The organism is Halomonas saccharevitans (assembly GCF_900116405.1).
Taxonomy (GTDB): Bacteria; Pseudomonadota; Gammaproteobacteria; order Pseudomonadales; family Halomonadaceae; genus Halomonas; species Halomonas saccharevitans.
The window spans coordinates 12,286-32,171 of record NZ_FPAQ01000019.1 but is presented as its reverse complement, the minus strand read 5'-3'; the positions used below and the strand labels follow the sequence as shown (position 1 = coordinate 32,171).

Sequence of the window (19,886 nt, the reverse complement as noted above, 5' to 3'; positions counted from 1 at the left end):
GCCGGCGCCGCCGCGACACGGGCAGGGCCGGGGTTATACTGTGCCGAAAACCGGGAAGGGATTCATACTAATCCACCATGCAGACCAAGTACAAAAGCGTCCTGCTGCGCGGCAACCTGCTGATCGCGGCGGTGCTGATGGCGCTACTGGCCACCCGCACGCAGCCCCTGATCGACACCCTGCTGATGTGGCTGGCCGCGGCCTGGCTGGGTCTTACCGCGCTGCTGCTGACCTTCGACCATCGCCGCCCCGCCACACTGCCCTGGCAGCTGCTGCCAAGCCTGCTGCTGGCGGCGCTGCTGTGGGGAGAGCCTGGCCGCCATGTCACCTGGCTGTGGGCCTGGGCCATGCTGCTGATGCTACCCCAGCCCCGCTGGGTGCTGCTGCTGGGCAGCCTGCTGGCACTCGCCACCTGGTGGCCCCTCAAAGACCTGCTGGGCCTCGAGCAGTGGGTGCTGAGCGGCCTGCTCCTCGCCGCCCTGATGCTGCTGGGCCTGTCCCGGGCCCTGGATCTGCGCGCGCGACGTCAGAACGCCCTGCGCCGCGCCCGTCTGGTGCCGGGACTGCCGCTGTGGCCCGGCAACCGGCTACTCGGTGACCTGATCCTCGAACGCAAGCGCAGCCTGCGCGAGGGCGTGCACGCCGAGCTGCTGCTGCTGCACACGCCCCGCCACCGCTGCTGGCCGCTGGCGCAGCGCCTGTGCCGTTTGACCTACCGTTTCGAGCGCTGCTACCGGCTCGATCCAACGACCCTGGCGGCACTGCTGACCAGCCGCGACCCCGAACAGGCCGATACGCGTCGCGAACGCTTGTGGCACGCCCTGGAGGCGCGCGGGCCGGCCCGGGCGATCCCCCTCGCCGGCCTGCTGTCGCTGGACGACGAGCGCCACGCCCTGTCCCACCAATCAGCTGGCCTGTGGGTGATCAAGGGAGCGGATCATGCCTGATCGCTACCGCCACGCCTCTCGGCTGTTCGCCTTGTGGCACGCCGGCGGCGCGCTGCTGCTGCTGGGCATGGCCCTATGGCTCTACCTGATGGGCGAGTACGAACGCATCCCCCTGCCCGCCGCGCTCTCCCTGTTGATGGTGGTCGCCACCCTGCTGAATGCGACGCGCGCTGAACACTCGCGGCTGGCCGCCTACCTGGCGCTGATCTGCGGCTATCTGCTGATTGCCGTCGAACTGCCCCGCCAGTCCGGTTTGCCGGCACTCTGGGTGGGCCTGCCGCCGGTACTCACCCTGCTGCTGCTGCCGCTGGCCCCCGCCATGCTGCTTAACCTCGCGCTGACGCCGGTGTGGCTGGCCCTGCTCGGCAACGGCCAGCTCGATGGCCAGATGCTGCTGGGCTACCTGAGCCTGGTGGCCGTGGCGGCCCTGGTGCCCTGGGAGCAGGCACGCCAGCACGCCCTGATCCGGGCCACCGATCCGCGCGATGCCGAGTGCGCCGCCACCGGCCATGAGACCCTGCACGAGCAGCTGGCAAGCGAGGTCGAACGCGCCAAACTGCTCGGCCAGCCCCTGGGATTACTGCTGATGCATCTGCCCCAGCTGGACATGGCCGGCGAACAGTTCGGCCCAGGCGCGCGACAGGCGCTGCTGGACACTCTCTGCCAGGCGGTCTCCAGCCGCAGTCGCGATCACGACATCCTGGGCCGACATGGCCCGGCAGACTTCTGGCTGATACTGCCGGACACCAGCGAGAGCGGCGCCCTGCTGGTCCAGCACCGCCTCGGCCAGGCGCTGGAGCAGACCACCCTGATGGATACCGGCCCGCTGGAAGTGCGGCTGCGCCTGTGCCGACTGCGGGCCGGCGAGCCCTGGCCGCACTTCGAGCAGCGCCTGGAGACCTGTCGCCGTTCGCTGGCCGACGGCTGAGCGCAGGTGCGCCGATTCCCGGCCTGACCATGGAGCGTCACGTGAACATCGCCGACACCCTCTTCCAGCTGGCGCCCTCACCGGGGCTGCTGCTGCTGATCATCGCCGCCATCGCCCTGGTGGAATCCCTCGCCCTGGTGGGGCTGTTGGTCCCCGGCGTGGTGCTGATGACGGCCGCCGCCTCCCTGGCCGGCCACCAGGAGCTCGCCGTGATCACGGCCATGCTGGCGGCCTTCGTCGGCGCCGTGATCGGCGACGGCCTGAGCTTCCTGCTGGGCTATCACCAGCGCGAACGAGTCACCGCCCAGTGGCCGCTGTCGCGCCACCCGGAGTGGCTGGCCCGGGGCGCACGCTTCTTCCAGCGGCACGGTTCACTCTCGGTGCTGCTGGGACGCTTCGTGGGACCGGTGAGGCCCGTGGTGCCGCTGATCGCCGGTATGCTGCGCATGTCGCCCCGCGCCTTCCTCTGGGCCAACCTGATCTCGGCGGCGCTGTGGGCGCCGGCCTACGTGCTGCCGGGCTATCTGCTGGGACGCACCTGGCAGCGGCTGGTGGCGCTGCCCGAGGGGCTGGAGGCCTGGCTGGTCGGCCTGGGGGCGCTGGTGGTGGTGCTGGCGGTGATTTTCTCCTGGGTGCGCCACCTGATGACCCGCCAGGGCATGGCCTACCGGGGACTGATCGGCTGGTCGCGCCGCAGCGCCCTCGGCCGGCGCCTCTGGCGGTGGCTCTCGCCGCCCCACGACGTCGAGCCGCCGCTCGCCTCCTGGCTGCTGCTCCTCCTCTCGCTGACCGCCCTCTCCGCCTGGACGCTGGTGGTCATCCACCACGATGCCCCGCTGGCCATGGACACGCACCTGGAGGCACTGATGCGGGGTCTGGCGCTGCCCGGGCTCGACGCCATCGGCCAGGCGCTTGACCGGGTCGGTGACCTGCTCGGCGTGCTGGCCCTGGTCCTGCCCTGGGGCATCTGGCTCATGTGGCGGCGCCACTGGGCGGCCTTCTGGCACATCGCCGGTGGGCTTGTGGTCATCGCGCTGCTCAACGTCCTGGGCAAGGCGGCGATCGGGCGCATCCGCCCCATGACGCCGGAGCATCTCGCCGACTCCTTCTCCTACCCCAGCGGCCACACCTCCACCGCGGTGGTGCTGTTCGGCATGGCCGCGGCCTTCGTCAGCCGTGAACTATCGCCCGGCCGGCGCACCCTGGCCTACTGGGCGGCCATCGCCGCCATCCTGCCCATGGCGCTGTCGCGTCTGGTGATCGGGGTACACTGGCTGAGCGATTTGATCGGCGGTGCGCTGCTCGGCCTGGTGGTCTGCGCCCTGGTGCAGCTCGCCTGGCAGCGCCACCCGCGGGCGCCGCTGCACCCCTGCCCCTGGCAGCGGCTGGGGATCGCCTCGCTGATACTGGTCGCCGCCCGCATCGCCTGGCTGCCGCCGTTTTAGCCCCGCCTCGCCTCAGCCCAGCGCCAGCCACAGGCCTACGCCGACCATCAGGGTGCCGGCGCCGCGATTGAGCAGGCGCACGTTGTCGCCGTTGCCGAGCAGCCGACGCAGGGTGCGTCCGCCGGTGGCATAGAGCAGCAGGCAGAGGAACTCGATGGCGAGTATCACCGCGATCAGCGCCGCAAGCTGGGGCGTCAGGGGCCGGCTGGCATCCAGGAAGGGCGGCAGCAGGGCCACGAAGAAGGCCCAGCCCTTGGGATTGGCCACCGCCGTGACCAGCCCCTGCAGGGCCAGCTGCCCTCGGGGGGCGGGTGGCCCCGCCTCGAGCGTCTCGGGGATGGCCATTCGCCCGCGGGAGCGCCACATCATCACGCCCAGATAGCCCAGGTAGGCGCCGCCCAGCCACTTGAACACCGCGAAGAGCTCGGGCTGGCGCAGCATGAGCGCGGCCACGCCGGCGCCGGCGGCAAAGGCCACCAGGCCGACGCCCACGAGCTCACCGACCATCATCCACAGCGTGCGCTTCACGCCCTGGGTCATGCCCAGCACCATGGCCAGGGTCATGCACATGCCAGGCGTCAGCGAGACCAGCAGGAAGGTCGGCACGAATACCGACAGCACAGAGAGCGTGATCATGGAAGACGTCCTTGTGATCTTGACCCGCCCAGGGTGGCGGGTCGACATGACGCCGGCGAGAAAGGGCGCTCCCTGGCCCCAGCCGGCCTATTCTCCCCAGCGCGGCATCAGGCGGTGCTCGATGCCCAACTGGTTGAGGATGCGCGCGACGATGAAGTCAACCAGATCCTCGATGCGCTGCGGCTTATGATAGAAGCCCGGCGCAGCGGGCAGGATCACCGCGCCCATGCGGGTCAGCGACAGCATGTGCTCCAGGTGGATTGCCGAGAAGGGCGTCTCGCGGGGCACCAGTATCAGCCGGCGGCGCTCCTTCAGGGCGACGTCGGCGGCCCGCTCGATGAGGTTGTTGCTGGCGCCGGTGGCCACCGACGAGAGCGTGCCGGTGGAGCAGGGACAGATCACCATGGCCGAGGGCGCCCCGGAGCCGGAGGCCACCGGGGCCATCCAGTCCTCGCGGCCGAAGCAGCGAATCTGGCCCGCCGCGGCGCCGGTGCGCTCGGTCAACGCCTCGGCGAGCCGCTCCGGCCGCGCCGGCAGCTCCTCGTCGGTCTCGGTGGCGACCACCAGGTGGGCGGCCTTGGAGATCATCACCCAGACGCGATGCTCGGCCGCCACCAGCGCCTCGATCAGGCGCAGGCCGTACTGGGCCCCCGAGGCCCCGGTCAGCGCCACCGTGACGGGCTCGCGCAGCTCGGTCGCCTCGCTGCGCCCGCGTGGTTCAATCGGCATGAGCGACCTCCAGGGCGGCCAGCAGCTTCTCGTGGATGCCGCCGAAGCCGCCGTTGGACATCACCACGATGCGATCCAGCGGCCGCGCCTCGGCCACCAGGGCCTCGACCAGGGCGTCGAGGTCCTGGCACAGACGAGCCGGCACAGGGCTCGCCTCGAGCACCGGCGCAAGCGACCAGTCGAGCCCCGGCGGCTGAAACCAGAAGGCGGCATCGGCGGCGGCCACGCTCGACGCCAGGCGGTCGCGCAGCGTGCCCAGCCGCATGGTGTTGGAGCGCGGCTCGATCACCGCCAGCAGCCGGCCGCGCGGGGTCGCGGCGCGCAGGCCCTCCAGGGTGGCGGCGATCGCCGTGGGGTGATGGGCGAAGTCGTCGATCACCTCGATGCCGGCCACCTCCCCGCGCAGCTCCTGTCGCCGGCGGGGCGTGGCGAAGCGCGACAGCGCGGCGGCGCCGCGCACCAGGTCGACCCCGCAGGCGTTCGCGGCCGCCAGCGCCGCCAGGGCGTTGCGGGCGTTGTAGGCGCCGGTCAGCGACCAGTCGACCACCGCGTCTTCGTTCACCTCCCCTGCCCCGTCGCGGGCCTCGTGGATCACCCGGAAGCGCGAGGCGTCCTCGCGCTCGAGCTCGAGGCGCCAGGGGCTCTCTGCCGCGCTGCCGAAGTGCTCCAGCGGCGTCCAGGCGCCCATCGCGATCACCCGGTCCAGCGCCGGTTCGCCATCAGCCACCAGCAGCCGACCGCGTCCGGGCACGGTGCGCACCAGGTGGTGGAACTGGCGCTCGATGGCGGCCAGGTCGGGGAAGATGTCGGCGTGATCGAACTCCAGGTTGCCCAGGATGGCGATCTCCGGGCGGTAGTGAACGAACTTGGAGCGCTTGTCGAAGAAGGCGGTGTCGTACTCGTCGGCCTCCACCACGAAGGGCGCGTCATCGGCGCCGAGGCGCGCCGAGACGCCGAAGTTGCGCGGCACCCCGCCGATCAAGAACCCCGGCGACTGGCCGGCGGACTCCAGCAGCCAGGCCAGCAGGCTCGCCGTGGTAGTCTTGCCATGGGTGCCGGCCACGGCGATGACCCGCCGCCCCGGCAGCACCCGTTCGGCCAGCCACTCGGGGCCGGAGACGTAGGGCAGCCCCAGGTCGAGTACCGCCTCGACCTCGGGGTTGCCCCGCGAGAGGGCGTTGCCGATCACCACTCGGTCGGGGCGCGGCATGAGGTTGTCGGCCGAGTAGCCGTCGCACAGGACGATGCCCGCCTCCTCGAGCTGGGTGCTCATGGGCGGATAGACGTTGGCATCCGAACCGCTGACGGTCAGGCCCCTCTCGCGGGCGAGCAGCGCAAGGCTGCCCATGAAGGTGCCGCAGATGCCGAGGATGTGAAGGTGCATGCAGTCTCCGGAAGTCTTGCCGCCGCTGGCCGCGGCGCGGTCTGCGCGAGACTAGCATGGCGCCGTTGGGGCGCTCCAGTAAGCGCCCCGGGCGGATGCAGTGACAGCCGCTTTCGGCTAGACTCTGCGGCTTTCGCACTCCTCGACGCATCAGGAACAGGTAAGCCCCATGGCCCAGCACAACGCCTTCTACGCCCAGTCCGGCGGCGTAACCGCCGTGATCAACGCCAGCGCCTGCGGCGTGATCGAAGCCTGCCGCCGCCATCCGGACCAGATCGGTAAGGTCTACGCCGGCCACAACGGCATCATCGGCGCCCTCACCGAGGACCTGATCGACGTCAGCCAGGAGAGCGACGAGGCCATCGCGGCCCTGCGCCACACGCCCGGTGGCGCCTTTGGCTCCTGCCGCTACAAGCTCAAGGACATCGAGACGCACCGCGCCCAGTACGAGCGGCTGATCGAGGTCTTCAAGGCGCACGACATCCGCTACTTCTTCTACAACGGCGGCGGTGACAGCGCCGACACCTGCCTGAAGGTATCGCAGCTCTCCGAGAAGCTCGGCTACCCGCTCACCGCGATCCACGTGCCCAAGACCGTGGACAACGACCTGCCGATCACCGACAACTCGCCGGGCTTCGGCAGCGTGGCCAAGTACATCGCCACCTCGACCCTGGAGGCCTCGCTGGACATCGCCTCCATGTGCGCCACCTCTACCAAGGTCTTCGTGCTGGAAGTGATGGGTCGCCACGCCGGCTGGATCGCCGCCGCCGGGGCTCTGGCCGGCGAGGGCGAGGGCGAGCCGCCGCACCTTGTGATCTTCCCCGAGGTGGCCTTCGACCGCGCCGCGGTCATGGCCCGGGTCGATGCCTGCGTCAAGGAGTACGGCTACTGCGTGATCGTGGTCTCCGAGGGCGCGCGCTACGAGGACGGCACCTTCCTCGCCGACTCCGGCAACACCGACGCCTTCGGCCATCGCCAGCTGGGCGGCGTGGCGCCGACGCTGGCCGGCATGGTCAAGCAGGACCTGGGCTACAAGTACCACTGGGCAGTGGCCGACTACCTGCAGCGCGCCGCGCGTCATCTCGCCTCAAAGACCGACGTCGACCAAGCCTACGCGGTGGGCGACAAGGCCGTGGAGCTGGCCGTGGCGGGCAAGAACTCCATGATGCCGGCCATCAAGCGGGTCAGCGAGACGCCCTACGAGTGGTGCATCGAGGCCGCTCCGCTGGCTGAGGTGGCCAACCGTGAGAAGTTCATGCCGGGCGAGTTCATTCGCGAGGACGGCTTCGGCATCACCGCGGCCTGCCGCCGATACCTCTCACCGCTGATCCAGGGCGAGGACTTTCCGCCCTTCGAGAACGGCCTGCCCAAGGTCGCGCACCTGAAGCTGGCCAAGGCCGAGCGCAAGCTGCCCGACTTCACGATCTAGGCGGCACCGAGCGGGATAGCAACGAAAGAAAGCCTCCAGAAGACACGTCTTCTGGAGGCTTTTTCTTGGCTGCTTGGCTGCTGAGAGGGCCTATCGCAACAGCCAGGAGAGCACCAGCAGCAGCAGCAGGATGCCCGCCACGCCCTGCCAGAAGCTCGCCCGCTCGCCGGTGCCTCGCCTGCTGCTATCGGCCTCTCGGGTCAGACGCAGGGCGCGACGAAACTCCGACATGCGCCGGAAGCGCAGCGGGCGCTGGGGATCCAGGGCCCGGCGCAGGGCATCGTCCAGCGCGACCGACACCTCGGGATTGAGCGTACGAGCACTGCGGTAGGCGAGCTGCTCGAGATCGGTGTGGCTGCGCAGCCGGTTGGGCGCCAAGGCGTAGGGCAGCTCGCCGGTCAGCAGCCAGTAGACGGTCGAGGCCAGTGAGTATTGGTCGCTGCGACGCCCGACCTGATCGTCCAGGGCATACTCCGGGGCGCTGTGCTCGGTGAGCCCGAGCTGGCGCACCAGGCCCCGCGAGCGGCGGTGACCGTCCACGTCGCGCAGGTGGCAGGCGCTGAAGTCCGCCAGCACCACCTGGCCGTGCCGGTCGATGAGCACGTTGTCGGGGTGGATGCGCTGGTGCAGCAGGTCGCGGTGGTGCAGCGCCTGCACCGCCTTGCCCAGCTGATTGGCGATATCCAGGCGCTGCTCGAGGCTCGCCTGGGGATGCTGGCGGGCCCATTCGGTCAGCGTGCTGCCCTGCACGTGGGCCATCAGGTAGTAGAGGAAGCGCCGCGGGCGCGAGGACTCCATGATCCGCACCACGAAGGGGGATTTCACGCGCTCCACCACCCACTGCTGCAGCAGGAAATGCTCGAGGTAGGCGTTGCGGCTGGAGAGCTCGGGGCTCGGCGCCTTCATCACCATCTCGCGCCCACTGTGCACGTCGCGCACGTGATAGACCCGCGACTGGGCGGTGCGCGACAGTACCGACAGCACCTCGAGGCCGTCCAGGCGCTCCCCGGGAGCCAGCTCCGGGGGAATCGGCAGATCGCCGTAGACCCGGCCGGGCTGATCCTCCGAGGCGTCGGGCAGGGCATCGATACGCACCAGCTGGAAGCAGAACTGATCGCTGCCGTAGCCGCGCTCCTGGGCCCGCTCTCGGGCCGCGCTGGCCAGCCGCTCGCAGGCGGCATCCAGGTCGCTGGCATCCTCGCGAATCAGCCGCACGTAGTCCGAGGGCATCAGGGTGCCCCGCACCGCCTGGGTGGTGAACAGGAAGATATCGCCCTGCTTGAGGGGCAGACTGGCGTAATCGACCTCCAGGCCGCTGTCCATGCCCATGGCGCGCGAGGGATAGCGATAGCCACCCAGGTCGGTGACGTGATCCCTGGAGAGCTGCTCGAACTCGGCGCCGCGCAGGCGGAACACCAGGGTATCGCCCATGTGGAAGAGATGCGCGTCACGCCCGCGAAAGACCATGGCGGAGAGCGAGGAGACGTAGCTGCCGTCCGAGATCCGCCGGTTCTGGCTGAAGCACCAGGTGTTCAGCGCCCGCAGCACCCGGGTCGCCGAGGCCTTGACGTCCCAGTGATCCGGCGTGGAGAAGTAGTCGGCCAGAAAGCCCTTGACGCTGAGATCGCCGGCCTGCTTGGCGAGGTTGTTGCGCGAGGTGGAGTCGCTGATCAGGGCGCAGGCGCCCTTGGCCGAGAGCAGCGGGGGCTCGGGCAGTCGCACCGACATCGAGCTGCGATGCCGACGCCGATCAGGCGCCACGAAGGCCTGGCCGTAGCTCAGCGACAGGTGCTGGGGGGTCAAGGCGTTCTCCTCGCAAACGACGCGCTTCGCCGGCCGATGGCCGACACCTTCCATCGGAGACCCATGATACACCCTGCTTCCACGCCTGGCCCATCGGCGGATGAAGCAGCATGCCACCTATGGCCGATTGGTAATCACCGCCTTGGCTTCGTATAATTCGGCGGATTTTTTCCACCATTCCGATTCGCCCCGCATTAGCAGTATTGCCAACCCAAGGAAGCGACGATGAACTTCGACAACATCCCCGCCGGCAAGGATCTCCCCAACGACATCTACGTGGCGATCGAGATCCCGGCCAACCACGCGCCGATCAAGTACGAGATCGACAAGGACATGGGTGCCCTGCTGGTCGACCGCTTCATGGCCACCCCGATGTTCTACCCGGCCAACTACGGCTTCATCCCGCACACCCTGGCCGACGACGGCGATGCCCTGGATGCCCTGGTGGTCACCCCCTACCCGGTTCAGCCCGGCGCCGTGATCCGCGCGCGCCCGGTGGGCATCCTCAACATGACCGACGAGGCTGGCGAGGACGCCAAGCTGGTCTGCGTGCCCCACCCCAAGCTCTCCAGCCTCTATGACGACGTTCAGGAAGTGACCGACCTGCCCGAGCTGCTGCGCCAGCAGATCGCCCACTTCTTCGAGAACTACAAGGATCTCGAGAAGGGCAAGTGGGTCAAGGTGGAGTCCTGGGAAGGGTCCGAGGCCGCCTGCAAGGCCATCGAGAAGGCCGTAGCCGCCCACGACAAGGCCTGATCGCTAGAGCGCATCACGCATGGTGGCGCCTACGCGCCGCCGCCAAACGAGACGGGCCGCCCAGTGGGCGGCCCGTCTCGTTGCTGCATGTTGGCGATCACGCCGATGCTTGCGATACCCTACTCCTGCGGTTTCGCGCCGGACTCACTGTCATCGCCGGCCTTGGCAGCCGCCTCGTCGCTGTCGGCCGCGCCCTCCGACGCTGACGCCTCGGGCGCTTCCTCGGGCTCGGCTTCGACAGCGTCTTCCCCGGCAGACTCGGTCTCCGCCTGCTCGGTTGCATCAACGTCGCCTTCATCGACCGCATTATCGGCCCCGGCATCGCCAGCGGTTGCCGCCTCCGAGGACGCCTCAGCGTCGCCGGCGGCCGGAGTCGCCGCCGCCAACTGATCGGACAGCGCCCGCGACAGGTCGCGGGCCCGGATCATGTGGTTGGCCATCACCAGCGAGTGGTTGGCGAAGAGGCCGAAGCCCGAGCCGTTGAGCACCAGCGGGCTCCACAGCCGCCGCTGGCTGAGTTCGAGCTCGGCCACCAGCGCCTCCCAGTGCGAGGTCAGGCCGGCCGCGGCCAGCACATCGGCCTGATCGCGCTGCACCGCCCGCAGCAGATGGATCAGCGCCCAGGCCTGACCGCGAGCCTCGAAGAAGACGTCGTCGACCCGGTACCAGGCGGTCCGCGCCGGCAGGGCCTCGGCGTCGATGTCCAGGTCGCGAAGCTCCGCACGCGGGCCGATGCTGGCCGACAGTCGAAGCCCCAGGTCGTCGAGCGAGCGGGTGACCGTCTCGAGCCAGGCGGCGAGCCCCTGGCCCCGGGCGCCGAAGGCGGCTTCGCCGTCCCGGTCGAGGGCCTGCAGGTAGCCGTCGAGGGCCTCGAGGGCCTGGGTCAGGCGCCGCTCGGTGGAGGGGTAGAGCCAGTCACCGCTGTCGCCCGCCAGCCGCTCGCGAACGTCCTCGAGCGCCGGCATGGCGGCCTGCTCCATGGCCGGCAGCGCCACCGAGAGCCGACGCGCCTGGGTGAGCACCCCGAACTCCCAGGCGGGCATGTTGTCGAGCCACACCCCGGGCGGGGCGATATCATTGCGCAGGTAGCCCCCAGGCTTCTCGAGCAGGGTCTCGACCAGCGTCATCAGGCTGGCGGTGGTCACCGCGCCCCGGGAAGCGGGGGTCTGGGCGGTCGTGCCGCGCTGATCGATCACCGCCTGCTCCACGTCGAAGACCGCCGGCGCGCGACTCCACCAGATGCCGAGTCCCACGCACACCGCCAGGTAGAGCACCAGCAGCGTCAGCAGTGGCTTGTAGATCCAGCCATAGGCCGGCCGCTCCAGTTCCTCGGTCCGCTTGCGGCGCCTGGCGGCACCCTTTTGCGTCAACGCCATGTTCGGGTTTCCTTGATGAAGAGAGCTTCCGGCGACGCGACAATACGGCGCAGCCTCGACGAGAGGATGCCATCAACACCCTCCTGATACTGCGATATCCTAGCAGGCCGGCGGCCTTGTCGCCGATGGGGAACCCGGACCATAGCCCGGAGTCAAACCGCGCCAAACGACCACCGCTCACTGCCACCAAGGAAGACCCGTGCCGATCGTCCTGCGACTCGCCCTGCTGATCACCCTGCTACTGCCGCTGGGAGCCCAGGCCCAATGGTTCTCCCAGAACGACGACGATGCGCAGTTCCTGCCCGTGCATGAAGCCTTTCAGCCAAGCGCCTGGCATGACGGCGAGAGGCTCTTCGTCGGCGTCGAGAATGCCGACGGCTACTACCTCTACCGCCACCAGTTCGACGTCGCGACCGCGACCGAGGGCCTGACGCTCGGGGAGCCCGATCTGCCCCCGGGCGAGGCCAAGAGCGACGAGTTCCTCGGCGACGTCAACGTCTTCTACGACAGCGTGGTCTTTGAAAGCGCGCTTTCGCCCGGCCACCAGGGCCCGCTGGACCTGACCCTGACCTTCCAGGGCTGCGCCGATGCGGGCCTGTGCTACCCGCCGGAGCGGGTCGAGCTCACCGCTCGGGAGGGCGAGGCGCCGGCCTCTCTCGCCGGCTGGATGCCCGCGGCGCAGGATCCCCAGCGTAGTGCGGTCGCCGACGCGCCGGGTGCCGCCACCGATCCTGCTGCCACGGCCTCTGCCGACGGGCCTTCTGCGGGCAGTGCCGAGGGCACGTCGATCGCCGCCCCGACGAGCGAGGACGGCCAATTTCGCTCGCTGATGGCAGAGGCCAGCCTGCCGCTGATCCTCGGGCTCTTCTTTCTCGCCGGCCTGGGGCTGACCTTCACGCCCTGCGTGCTGCCCATGGTGCCGATCCTCTCCTCGATCATCGTCGGCCAGCAGCCGACGCGCCCGAGGGCCTTCGCCCTCTCGGCGAGCTACGTGGGCGGCATGGCGCTGACCTACGCCGCCGTGGGCGTGCTGATGGGGCTGTTCGGCGCCGGCCTGAACCTCCAGGCGCGCCTGCAGTCGGCACCGGTGCTGATCACCTTCGCCCTGCTCTTCACGCTGTTTGCCCTGGCCATGTTCGGAGCCTTCAACCTGCGCCTGTCGTCGTCTCTGTCCGGCCGCATCGATGCCTGGCAGGCTCGCGCCCAGCAGAGCGGTCCCGCCGGCCTGGCACTGGCCGGCGCGCTGTCGGTGCTGGTGGTCTCGCCCTGCGTCTCGGCGCCGCTGGCCGGCGCCCTGGTCTTCATTTCCACCACCGGCGATGCGCTGATGGGCGGCGCTGCGCTGCTCGCTCTGGCGCTGGGCATGGGCGTGCCGCTGCTGCTGGTCGGCACCTTCGGCACTACCCTGCTGCCGCGCTCCGGCGCCTGGATGAGTGGCGTCAAGGCCGCCTTCGGCATCCTGCTACTGGGGGTGGCCATCTGGCTCGTCGAGCGCCTGCTGCCGGGCAGCGTTGCCCTGCTGCTGTGGGCGGGCCTCGCCATCGGCAGCGCCCTCTCCCTGGGCGCGCTCACCGTCAACCAGACCCAGGGCTGGCCGCGGGTGCGCCAGGCCGGCGGCCTGATGCTGCTGATCTGGGGCATCGCCCTGGTGATCGGCGCCTCCCGCGGCGGCGATGATCCGCTGCGCCCGCTGGCCGTCACCGCGGCGAGCTCGGGCGCCACCACGGCGGGGGCGCCTGCCCCCGCGCAACACATCACCACCGTTGAGGACCTCGAGACGCTGCGTACTACACTGGCGCAGAGCGACGAGCCGGCTTTCGTCAACTTTACCGCCGACTGGTGCATCTCCTGCAAGGTCATGGAGCGCAGCGTCTATCCGGCGCCCGAGGTGGCGGGTCCGCTGAGTCAGTTCCAGCGCATCAACGTCGACGTGACCGCAAGCGACGCCGCCAGCCGCGAGGTGCTCGAGCACTTCGAGCTGTTCGGCCCGCCCAGCCTGCTGTTCTTCAATGACGGTGAGGAACTGCGCGATGCCAGGGTCCAGGGCGAGGTCGATGCCCCCCAGCTCGCCAGCCACCTCGAGGGCGTGCTGGACTGGCTGGCGACACGACGGGGCTGAGCCCGCGGCGCGTGGGAGATCGCACTCGAACAGCGTTCCCCTACGGCTGGACATCCCGGCCGATTTTCGGCAGACTCCGCCTCCACTGCTCCTTCATGGTCAATAGAGGCCGCAAGACACGCTATCTTGCCGGGATCTATTGCAAGTTGGCCGGGGTTGACAGCACCCCGGATCATCACCCCAACCCCACCGGTCGAGAAACGTCATGGATATCCGCAAGGTCAAGAAGCTGATCGAACTGCTCGAAGAGTCCAACATCAGCGAGATCGAGATCCAGGAAGGGGAAGAGTCGGTTCGCATCAGCCGCCACCCCAACGGCACGAGCTGGCAGCAGCCCGCGCCCCAGCCCTACGCGGCCGCGCCACAGCAGGCGCCGCAGGCACCGGCGGCTCCCGCCGAGCCCGCCGCCGCCGCCGAGCCGTCCTATCAGGGCCAGAGCGTCAACTCGCCGATGGTCGGCACCTTCTATCGCTCACCGGCACCGGGCTCCAAGTCCTTCGTGGAAGTCGGCCAGAGCGTCAAGAAAGGCGAGACCATCTGCATCGTCGAGGCGATGAAGATGATGAACCAGATCGAGGCCGATCGCGACGGCGTGATCGAGGCGATCCTGGTCGAGGACGGCGAGCCGGTCGAGTTCGACCAGCCGATGCTCGTCATCGCCTGATCGCCCCCGTCTTCATCACTCATCAACTGGCGGATTCATCATGCTGGACAAGGTTCTGATCGCCAATCGCGGCGAGATCGCCCTGCGCATCCTGCGCGCCTGCAAGGAGCTGGGCATCAAGACGGTGGCGGTCCACTCCACTGCCGACCGTGAACTGATGCACGTACGCCTGGCCGACGAGGCCGTGTGCATCGGCCCGGCCTCCTCGGCGCAGTCCTACCTGAACATTCCGGCGCTGATCAGCGCCGCGGAAGTCACCGACTCCAGCGCCATCCACCCGGGCTACGGCTTCCTCTCCGAGAACGCCAACTTCGCCGAGCAGGTCGAGCGCTCCGGCTTCACCTTCATCGGTCCGCGCGCCGAGACCATTCGCCTGATGGGCGACAAGGTCAGCGCCATCGAATCGATGAAGAAGGCCGGCGTGCCCACGGTGCCCGGCTCCGACGGCCCCCTGGGCGACGACGAAAGCGAGACCCTCGCCGTGGCCCGGCGCATCGGCTATCCGGTGATCATCAAGGCCGCCGCCGGCGGCGGCGGGCGCGGCATGCGCGTGGTGCACACCGAGGCGCACCTGCTCTCGGCGGTCAACGTCACCCGCACCGAGGCCCACTCGGCCTTCGGCGACGGCACCGTCTACATGGAGAAGTTCCTGGAGAACCCGCGCCACGTGGAGATCCAGGTGCTGGCCGACGGCCAGGGCAACGCCATCCACCTCTATGACCGCGACTGCTCGCTGCAGCGTCGCCATCAGAAGGTGATCGAGGAGGCCCCGGCGCCGGGCATCGACGAGACCGCCCGCGCCAAGGTGCTCGAGGCATGCCGCGAGGCCTGCATCACCATCGGCTACCGCGGCGCCGGCACCTTCGAGTTCCTCTACGAGAACGGCGAATTCTTCTTCATCGAGATGAACACCCGGGTCCAGGTCGAGCACCCCGTCACCGAGATGGTCACCGGCGTGGACATCGTGCGCGAGCAGCTGCGCATCGCCTCGGGCCTGCCGCTCTCGGTCAGCCAGGACCAGGTGGAGCTGAGCGGTCACGCCTTCGAGTGCCGGATCAACGCCGAGGACGCCCGCACCTTCATGCCCTCGCCCGGCCGGGTCACCCTCTATCACCCGCCCGGCGGGCTCGGTGTGCGCATGGACTCCCACGTCTATACGGGCTATTCGGTGCCGCCCCACTACGACTCGCTGATCGGCAAGCTGATCACCTGGGGCGTGGACCGCGAGACGGCGCTGATCCGCATGCGCAACGCCCTTGACGAGCTGCTGGTGGAAGGCATCAAGACCAACACCGACCTGCACAAGGATCTGGTGCGCGATACTCACTTCCAGCAGGGTGGCGTGAACATCCACTATCTGGAGAAGAAGCTGGGCCTCTGAGCCCGTCTCCTCCTGCAAGCGGGGCGGCCATGGCCGCCCCGCTTGCGTTGCCCACTCCCTTTCCCCGCCCCTTCCCGCACCGACCGGAGATCGCCCATGCCCTGGATGCAACTCAAGGCCCGTATCGCCCCCGAGCAGGCCGAGACCCTCGAGGAGCTGCTGCTGGCCGAAGGCGCCACCGCCATCACGCTTCAGGACGCCTTCGACGAGCCGGTCTTCGAGCCGGAGCGCGGCACCACCCCCCTCTGGGACGAGACCGTGCTCACCGGGCTCTATGACGATCTCGAAGGCATGGATGCGATGCTCGACCGTGTGCGCGAGGCCTGGGCCGCTGAGTTCCCCGACGAGCCCTGCCCAGAGGTCGAGGTCGAACTGCTGGCCGACCGCGACTGGGAGCGCGAGTGGATGGCGGACTTCCATCCCCTGCAGATGGGCGAGCGGCTGTGGATCGTGCCGAGCTGGCACGCGCCGCCCGAGCCCGGCGCCGTCAACCTGCACCTCGACCCCGGACTTGCCTTCGGCACCGGCACCCATCCCACCACGGCGCTGTGCCTGGAGTGGCTGGACGGCCTGGCGGTGGCCGGAGAGCTGACCGATCTGGGCGTGCTCGACGTGGGCTGCGGTTCGGGGATCCTCGCGATCGCCGCGCTCAGGCTCGGTGCTCGGGAGGCCACGGGCACCGATATCGATCCCCAGGCGCTTTCGGCCAGCCGCGACAACGCCGAGCGCAACGGCATGGCCCAGTCGGCGTTCCGGCTCTGCTACCCCGAGCAGCTCGAGGCGGGCGAGTTCCCGCTGGTCATCGCCAATATCCTCGCCGGCCCACTAGTGGAACTCGCCGACGAGATCGCCGGCCGCGTCGCCCCGGGCGGCCGCCTGGCGCTCTCGGGCATCCTCGAGGCTCAGGCCGAGGACGTGCTCGAGGCCTACCGCGCCCGTGGGCTGATCATGGACGAGCCGACGGTGCGCGAGGGCTGGGTGCGGCTGACCGGGCGGCGTTCCGTCGGGCGGCGTTCCGTTGGTCGACGCCCCGCGGCCAACGCCTGATCCCGAAGCCCGCGCCTGGCGGTTCAACAACGCCCGGCGTGGGCGTATGATATGCACCCCTTGTCGCCGACGACCCCCGATCATGCACGACGCTCGCCCCCTGCCCCGCATCGGTCACCATCAACTGCCCAACCGGGTAGTGCTGGCCCCCATGGCCGGGGTCACCGATCGTCCCTTCCGCGCGCTTTGCCGGCGCCTGGGTGCCGGCCTGGTGGTGGGCGAGATGGTCACCTCGGATCCCACCCTGTGGCATACCCGCAAGTCGCGGCTGCGCATGGATCACCGCGGTGAGCCGGGGCCGCGCAGCGTACAGATCGCCGGCGGCGACGCCGAGATGCTCGCCGAGGCGGCCCGGCTGAACGCCGCCATGGGTGCCGAGATCATCGACATCAACATGGGCTGCCCGGCCAAGAAGGTCTGCAACAAGGCCGCCGGCTCGGCGCTGCTGCGCGACGAGGCGCTGGTGGCCGAGATCGTCCAGGCGGTGGTCGCCGCGGTCGAGGTGCCGGTGACGCTGAAGATCCGCACCGGCTGGTGTGCCGAGAGCAACAACGGCGAGCGGGTGGCACGCATCGCCGAGGACGCCGGCATCCAGGCCCTGGCCGTGCACGGCCGCCATCGACAGCAGCGCTATGCCGGCACCGCCGAGTACGACACCATCGCCGCCATCAAGGCCGCGGTGGGCATTCCGGTGTTCGCCAACGGCGATATCGACGGCCCCGAGAAGGCGCGCCGGATCCTCGACTATACTGGGGCGGATGCGGTGATGGTCGGGCGCGGCGCCCAGGGCAACCCCTGGATCTTTCGCGAGATCGACCACTATCTGCGCCATGGCGAGCCGCTGGCTCCCCCGCAGGACGAGGAGCGCGCCGCGGTGCTGCGCGACCACCTCACGGCCCTGCACGACTTCTACGGCGATCACATGGGCGTGCGCATCGCGCGCAAGCATCTCGGCTGGTACCTGGCCGGCGATGCGCGTTTCGACGACGAAGGGCGACGAGCCTTGCGAGCCACCTTCAACGGCCTCGAGAGCCCCCGCGCCCAGCACCGCTTCATTGACGAACTCTTTCGCCACGACCCCGCCGCGACGCCGCATCGCGTGGCCCGGGCCGTGGCATCCGACGGAACCCGTGCCGCATGATGAGCAGCCACCCCCTTGATCAGAACCTCGCGCAGTCCGAGTTCGAGTCCCAGACCTCCCGCGAGCTTGCCGAACTGAGCGACACCGTTCACCCGGGCCCCCAGGACGACCGCCCCCTGCGCGAGGCCGTCGAGGCCTCCCTGGCGCGCTACTTCGATCATCTCGACGGCTCCAGCGTCACCGACCTCTACGCCATGGTGATGGCCGAGGTCGAGGCGCCGCTGCTGGCCTCGGTGCTCGAGCACACCCAGGGCAACCAGACGCGTGCCGCCGAGATGCTCGGCCTCAACCGCGGCACGCTGCGCAAGAAGCTCAAGCAGTACGGCCTGATCTGAACGGTCCATCCGGAGAGCCTGCGCGGCTCCCCTCGCGTTTTCGCGCCCCATCGCAACCCGTGTCAGCCTGACCATCGACAGAGAGTGACTCCCATGGCCCAAGCCTCCTCCACCGCGGTCCGCCGCGCCCTGATCAGCGTCTCCGACAAGACCGGCATCGTCGACTTCGCCCGCGGCCTCAGCGAGCACGGCATCGCGCTGCTCTCCACCGGCGGCACCTTCCGCCTGCTCAAGAAGCACGGCATCGAGGTCACCGAGGTGTCCGAGCACACCGGGTTCCCCGAGATCATGGATGGCCGTGTCAAGACGCTGCACCCGACGATCCACGGCGGCATCCTCGGCCGTCGCGGCCAGGACGATGGCGTGATGGAAGAGCACGGCATCGACCCCATCGACATGGTGGTGGTCAACCTCTACCCCTTCGCCCAGACCGTCGCCAAGCCGGACTGCACCCTCACGGATGCCATCGAGAACATCGACATCGGTGGCCCGACCATGGTGCGCGCCTGCGCCAAGAACCACGCCCATACCAGCATCGTGGTGGATGCCGGCGACTACGCTCGAGTGCTCGCCGAAATCGCCTCTGGCGAAGGCGCGGTGAGTGATGCCACCCGCTTCGACCTGGCCGTGAAGGCCTTCGAACATACCGCCGGCTACGACGCCGCCATCGCCGACTACCTCGGCCAGCGGGTTCCCGGCGGCGAGGACGGCTTCCCGCGCACCTATAACCTGCAGTTCGAGAAGAAGCAGGGCATGCGCTACGGCGAGAACCCGCACCAGAAGGCGGCTTTCTACGTCGAGGCGGGCGCCCGGGAGGCGAGCGTGGCCACCGCCACCCAGCTCAACGGCAAGGCGCTCTCGTTCAACAACGTCGCCGACACCGATGCCGCCTTCGAGTGCGTCAAGGGCTTCACCGACACCGCCTGCGTGATCGTCAAGCACGCCAACCCCTGCGGCGTGGCGGTGGGTGCCACCGCCCGCGAGGCCTACGACAAGGCCTTCGCCACCGACCCGACCAGCGCCTTCGGCGGCATCATCGCCTTCAACGTGGCGCTTACCGCCGAGACCGCGCGGGCCATCGTCGAGCGCCAGTTCGTCGAGGTGATCATCGCCCCCGGGGTCGAGGACGAGGCGGCGCGCATCGTCGCCGAGAAGAAGAACGTGCGCCTGCTCGACGTCGGCGAGCACTGGCCCGGCGAGCGCGAGCACGCCCACGACATCAAGCGCGTCACCGGCGGCCTGCTGGTCCAGGATCGCGACCTCGGCATGGTCGGCCGCGACGAACTCACCGTGGTCAGCGAGCGTGTACCCAGCGAGCAGGAGATGCGCGACCTGGCCTTCGCCTGGAAGGTGGCCAAGTACGTCAAGTCCAACGCCATCGTCTATGCCAAGGACGGCCAGACCATCGGCGTGGGCGCCGGCCAGATGAGTCGCGTCTATTCGGCCAAGATCGCCGGCATCAAGGCCGCCGACGAGGGGCTCTCGGTGCCCGGCTCGGTGATGGCCTCCGACGCCTTCTTCCCCTTCCGTGACGGCATCGATGCCGCCGCCGCCGCCGGCATCGCCGCGGTGATCCAGCCCGGCGGCTCCATGCGCGATCAGGAGGTGATCGACGCGGCCAACGAGGCCGGCATCGCCATGGTCTTCACCGGCATGCGCCACTTCCGCCACTAAACGGAGGGGAAAACGCTGGAACTCGGCCATGCGTCGTTGAAAATCGTCTAGTGCGCTAGCCCGGTTGAAATGCTCATTTGCAACAGCAAACT

General features: G+C 69.3%; 17 protein-coding genes. 12 read left to right on the top strand and 5 right to left on the bottom strand.

The window, feature by feature from the left end:
* Positions 1-77: 77 nt before the first annotated feature.
* From BM388_RS10175 to BM388_RS10165, 3 genes are read left to right on the top strand one after another with little or no spacing between them, the layout of a single operon-like run.
* Positions 78-947 carry a hypothetical protein gene (locus BM388_RS10175; protein WP_089849753.1) on the top strand — a complete coding sequence of 290 codons (870 nt, stop codon included), beginning with the start codon at positions 78-80 and terminating at the stop codon, positions 945-947.
* On the top strand, positions 940-1,875 hold the full coding sequence (locus BM388_RS10170; protein WP_089849750.1) for a GGDEF domain-containing protein: 936 nt from the start codon (positions 940-942) through the stop codon (positions 1,873-1,875). The genes BM388_RS10175 and BM388_RS10170 overlap by 8 nt, the downstream gene beginning before the upstream one ends.
* A 41-nt stretch (positions 1,876-1,916) precedes the next feature.
* Entirely contained in the window at positions 1,917-3,320 is a 1,404-nt protein-coding gene (locus tag BM388_RS10165; protein ID WP_089849747.1) for a bifunctional DedA family/phosphatase PAP2 family protein, read from the top strand.
* A 12-nt stretch (positions 3,321-3,332) separates the two neighbouring features.
* Here BM388_RS10165 and BM388_RS10160 read toward each other — a convergent pair whose 3' ends face one another.
* The 3 genes from BM388_RS10160 to mpl all read right to left on the bottom strand — a co-directional run bounded on the left by BM388_RS10160 (position 3,333) and on the right by mpl (position 6,069).
* A complete protein-coding gene (locus BM388_RS10160; protein ID WP_175535073.1) occupies positions 3,333-3,956 on the bottom strand; it encodes a LysE family translocator in 624 nt (207 codons plus the stop codon).
* Positions 3,957-4,043: 87 nt separating this feature from the next.
* Positions 4,044-4,685, bottom strand: coding sequence for a flavin prenyltransferase UbiX (locus BM388_RS10155; RefSeq protein WP_089849743.1), 642 nt, complete (start codon positions 4,683-4,685; stop codon positions 4,044-4,046).
* Positions 4,675-6,069 (bottom strand): UDP-N-acetylmuramate:L-alanyl-gamma-D-glutamyl-meso-diaminopimelate ligase, encoded by a 1,395-nt coding sequence (gene mpl, locus BM388_RS10150; protein ID WP_089849740.1) that lies wholly within the window; start codon positions 6,067-6,069, stop codon positions 4,675-4,677. The genes BM388_RS10155 and mpl overlap by 11 nt, the downstream gene beginning before the upstream one ends.
* Positions 6,070-6,238: 169 nt before the next feature.
* On the opposite strand from mpl, the gene BM388_RS10145 reads away from it, so the two are divergent.
* Positions 6,239-7,498, top strand: a complete 1,260-nt coding sequence (locus BM388_RS10145; RefSeq protein WP_089849737.1) for a 6-phosphofructokinase — start codon at positions 6,239-6,241, stop codon at positions 7,496-7,498.
* A gap of 90 nt (positions 7,499-7,588) precedes the next feature.
* Here BM388_RS10145 and BM388_RS10140 read toward each other — a convergent pair whose 3' ends face one another.
* Positions 7,589-9,226 (bottom strand): bifunctional protein-serine/threonine kinase/phosphatase, encoded by a 1,638-nt coding sequence (locus BM388_RS10140; protein ID WP_425431925.1) that lies wholly within the window; start codon positions 9,224-9,226, stop codon positions 7,589-7,591.
* 300 nt (positions 9,227-9,526) lie between these two features.
* Between BM388_RS10140 and ppa the strand changes: the two genes are divergently transcribed.
* Positions 9,527-10,057 carry an inorganic diphosphatase gene (gene ppa / locus BM388_RS10135; protein WP_089849731.1) on the top strand — a complete coding sequence of 177 codons (531 nt, stop codon included), beginning with the start codon at positions 9,527-9,529 and terminating at the stop codon, positions 10,055-10,057.
* Between the two features lie 119 nt (positions 10,058-10,176).
* On the opposite strand, the gene BM388_RS10130 is transcribed toward ppa, so the two are convergent.
* On the bottom strand, positions 10,177-11,433 hold the full coding sequence (locus tag BM388_RS10130) for a DUF2333 family protein (RefSeq protein WP_089849728.1): 1,257 nt from the start codon (positions 11,431-11,433) through the stop codon (positions 10,177-10,179).
* Positions 11,434-11,632: 199 nt separating this feature from the next.
* Here BM388_RS10130 and dsbD point away from each other — a divergent pair, with 199 nt between their 5' ends.
* The 7 genes from dsbD (at position 11,633) to purH (ending at position 19,794) form a co-directional block, all read left to right on the top strand.
* Positions 11,633-13,552: a protein-disulfide reductase DsbD gene (gene dsbD / locus BM388_RS10125; protein WP_089849726.1), complete on the top strand. Its 1,920-nt coding sequence runs from the start codon at positions 11,633-11,635 to the stop codon at positions 13,550-13,552.
* Positions 13,553-13,757: 205 nt separating this feature from the next.
* Positions 13,758-14,216 carry an acetyl-CoA carboxylase biotin carboxyl carrier protein gene (gene accB / locus BM388_RS10120; RefSeq protein WP_089849724.1) on the top strand — a complete coding sequence of 153 codons (459 nt, stop codon included), beginning with the start codon at positions 13,758-13,760 and terminating at the stop codon, positions 14,214-14,216.
* A gap of 40 nt (positions 14,217-14,256) precedes the next feature.
* Entirely contained in the window at positions 14,257-15,597 is a 1,341-nt protein-coding gene (gene accC, locus BM388_RS10115; RefSeq protein WP_089849722.1) for an acetyl-CoA carboxylase biotin carboxylase subunit, read from the top strand.
* Between the two features lie 96 nt (positions 15,598-15,693).
* On the top strand, positions 15,694-16,644 hold the full coding sequence (gene prmA / locus BM388_RS10110) for a 50S ribosomal protein L11 methyltransferase (RefSeq protein ID WP_089849719.1): 951 nt from the start codon (positions 15,694-15,696) through the stop codon (positions 16,642-16,644).
* A gap of 82 nt (positions 16,645-16,726) precedes the next feature.
* The gene (dusB, locus tag BM388_RS10105; protein ID WP_089849716.1) at positions 16,727-17,785 is read left to right on the top strand and encodes a tRNA dihydrouridine synthase DusB; all 1,059 of its coding nucleotides are present in this window, start codon (positions 16,727-16,729) and stop codon (positions 17,783-17,785) included.
* Positions 17,782-18,120, top strand: coding sequence for a DNA-binding transcriptional regulator Fis (gene fis, locus BM388_RS10100; protein ID WP_089849713.1), 339 nt, complete (start codon positions 17,782-17,784; stop codon positions 18,118-18,120). The genes dusB and fis overlap by 4 nt, the downstream gene beginning before the upstream one ends.
* Positions 18,121-18,213: 93 nt before the next feature.
* Entirely contained in the window at positions 18,214-19,794 is a 1,581-nt protein-coding gene (gene purH, locus BM388_RS10095; RefSeq protein WP_089849710.1) for a bifunctional phosphoribosylaminoimidazolecarboxamide formyltransferase/IMP cyclohydrolase, read from the top strand.
* The last annotated feature ends 92 nt before the right edge of the window (positions 19,795-19,886 follow it).

What these genes read in the sequence shown, in the direction of transcription:
- ppa (WP_089849731.1), top strand. Translation starts at nt 9,527, where the DNA reads ATGAACTTCGACAACATCCCCGCCGGCAAGGATCTCCCCAACGACATC.
- purH (WP_089849710.1), top strand. Translation starts at nt 18,214, where the DNA reads ATGGCCCAAGCCTCCTCCACCGCGGTCCGCCGCGCCCTGATCAGCGTC.
- dusB (WP_089849716.1), top strand. Translation starts at nt 16,727, where the DNA reads ATGCACGACGCTCGCCCCCTGCCCCGCATCGGTCACCATCAACTGCCC.
- BM388_RS10145 (WP_089849737.1), top strand. Translation starts at nt 6,239, where the DNA reads ATGGCCCAGCACAACGCCTTCTACGCCCAGTCCGGCGGCGTAACCGCC.
- mpl (WP_089849740.1), bottom strand. Translation starts at nt 6,069, where the DNA reads ATGCACCTTCACATCCTCGGCATCTGCGGCACCTTCATGGGCAGCCTT.
- fis (WP_089849713.1), top strand. Translation starts at nt 17,782, where the DNA reads ATGATGAGCAGCCACCCCCTTGATCAGAACCTCGCGCAGTCCGAGTTC.
- BM388_RS10140 (WP_425431925.1), bottom strand. Translation starts at nt 9,226, where the DNA reads ATGTCGGTGCGACTGCCCGAGCCCCCGCTGCTCTCGGCCAAGGGCGCC.
- BM388_RS10160 (WP_175535073.1), bottom strand. Translation starts at nt 3,956, where the DNA reads ATGATCACGCTCTCTGTGCTGTCGGTATTCGTGCCGACCTTCCTGCTG.
- BM388_RS10130 (WP_089849728.1), bottom strand. Translation starts at nt 11,433, where the DNA reads ATGGCGTTGACGCAAAAGGGTGCCGCCAGGCGCCGCAAGCGGACCGAG.
- BM388_RS10155 (WP_089849743.1), bottom strand. Translation starts at nt 4,685, where the DNA reads ATGCCGATTGAACCACGCGGGCGCAGCGAGGCGACCGAGCTGCGCGAG.
- BM388_RS10170 (WP_089849750.1), top strand. Translation starts at nt 940, where the DNA reads ATGCCTGATCGCTACCGCCACGCCTCTCGGCTGTTCGCCTTGTGGCAC.
- accC (WP_089849722.1), top strand. Translation starts at nt 14,257, where the DNA reads ATGCTGGACAAGGTTCTGATCGCCAATCGCGGCGAGATCGCCCTGCGC.
- BM388_RS10175 (WP_089849753.1), top strand. Translation starts at nt 78, where the DNA reads ATGCAGACCAAGTACAAAAGCGTCCTGCTGCGCGGCAACCTGCTGATC.
- accB (WP_089849724.1), top strand. Translation starts at nt 13,758, where the DNA reads ATGGATATCCGCAAGGTCAAGAAGCTGATCGAACTGCTCGAAGAGTCC.
- prmA (WP_089849719.1), top strand. Translation starts at nt 15,694, where the DNA reads ATGCCCTGGATGCAACTCAAGGCCCGTATCGCCCCCGAGCAGGCCGAG.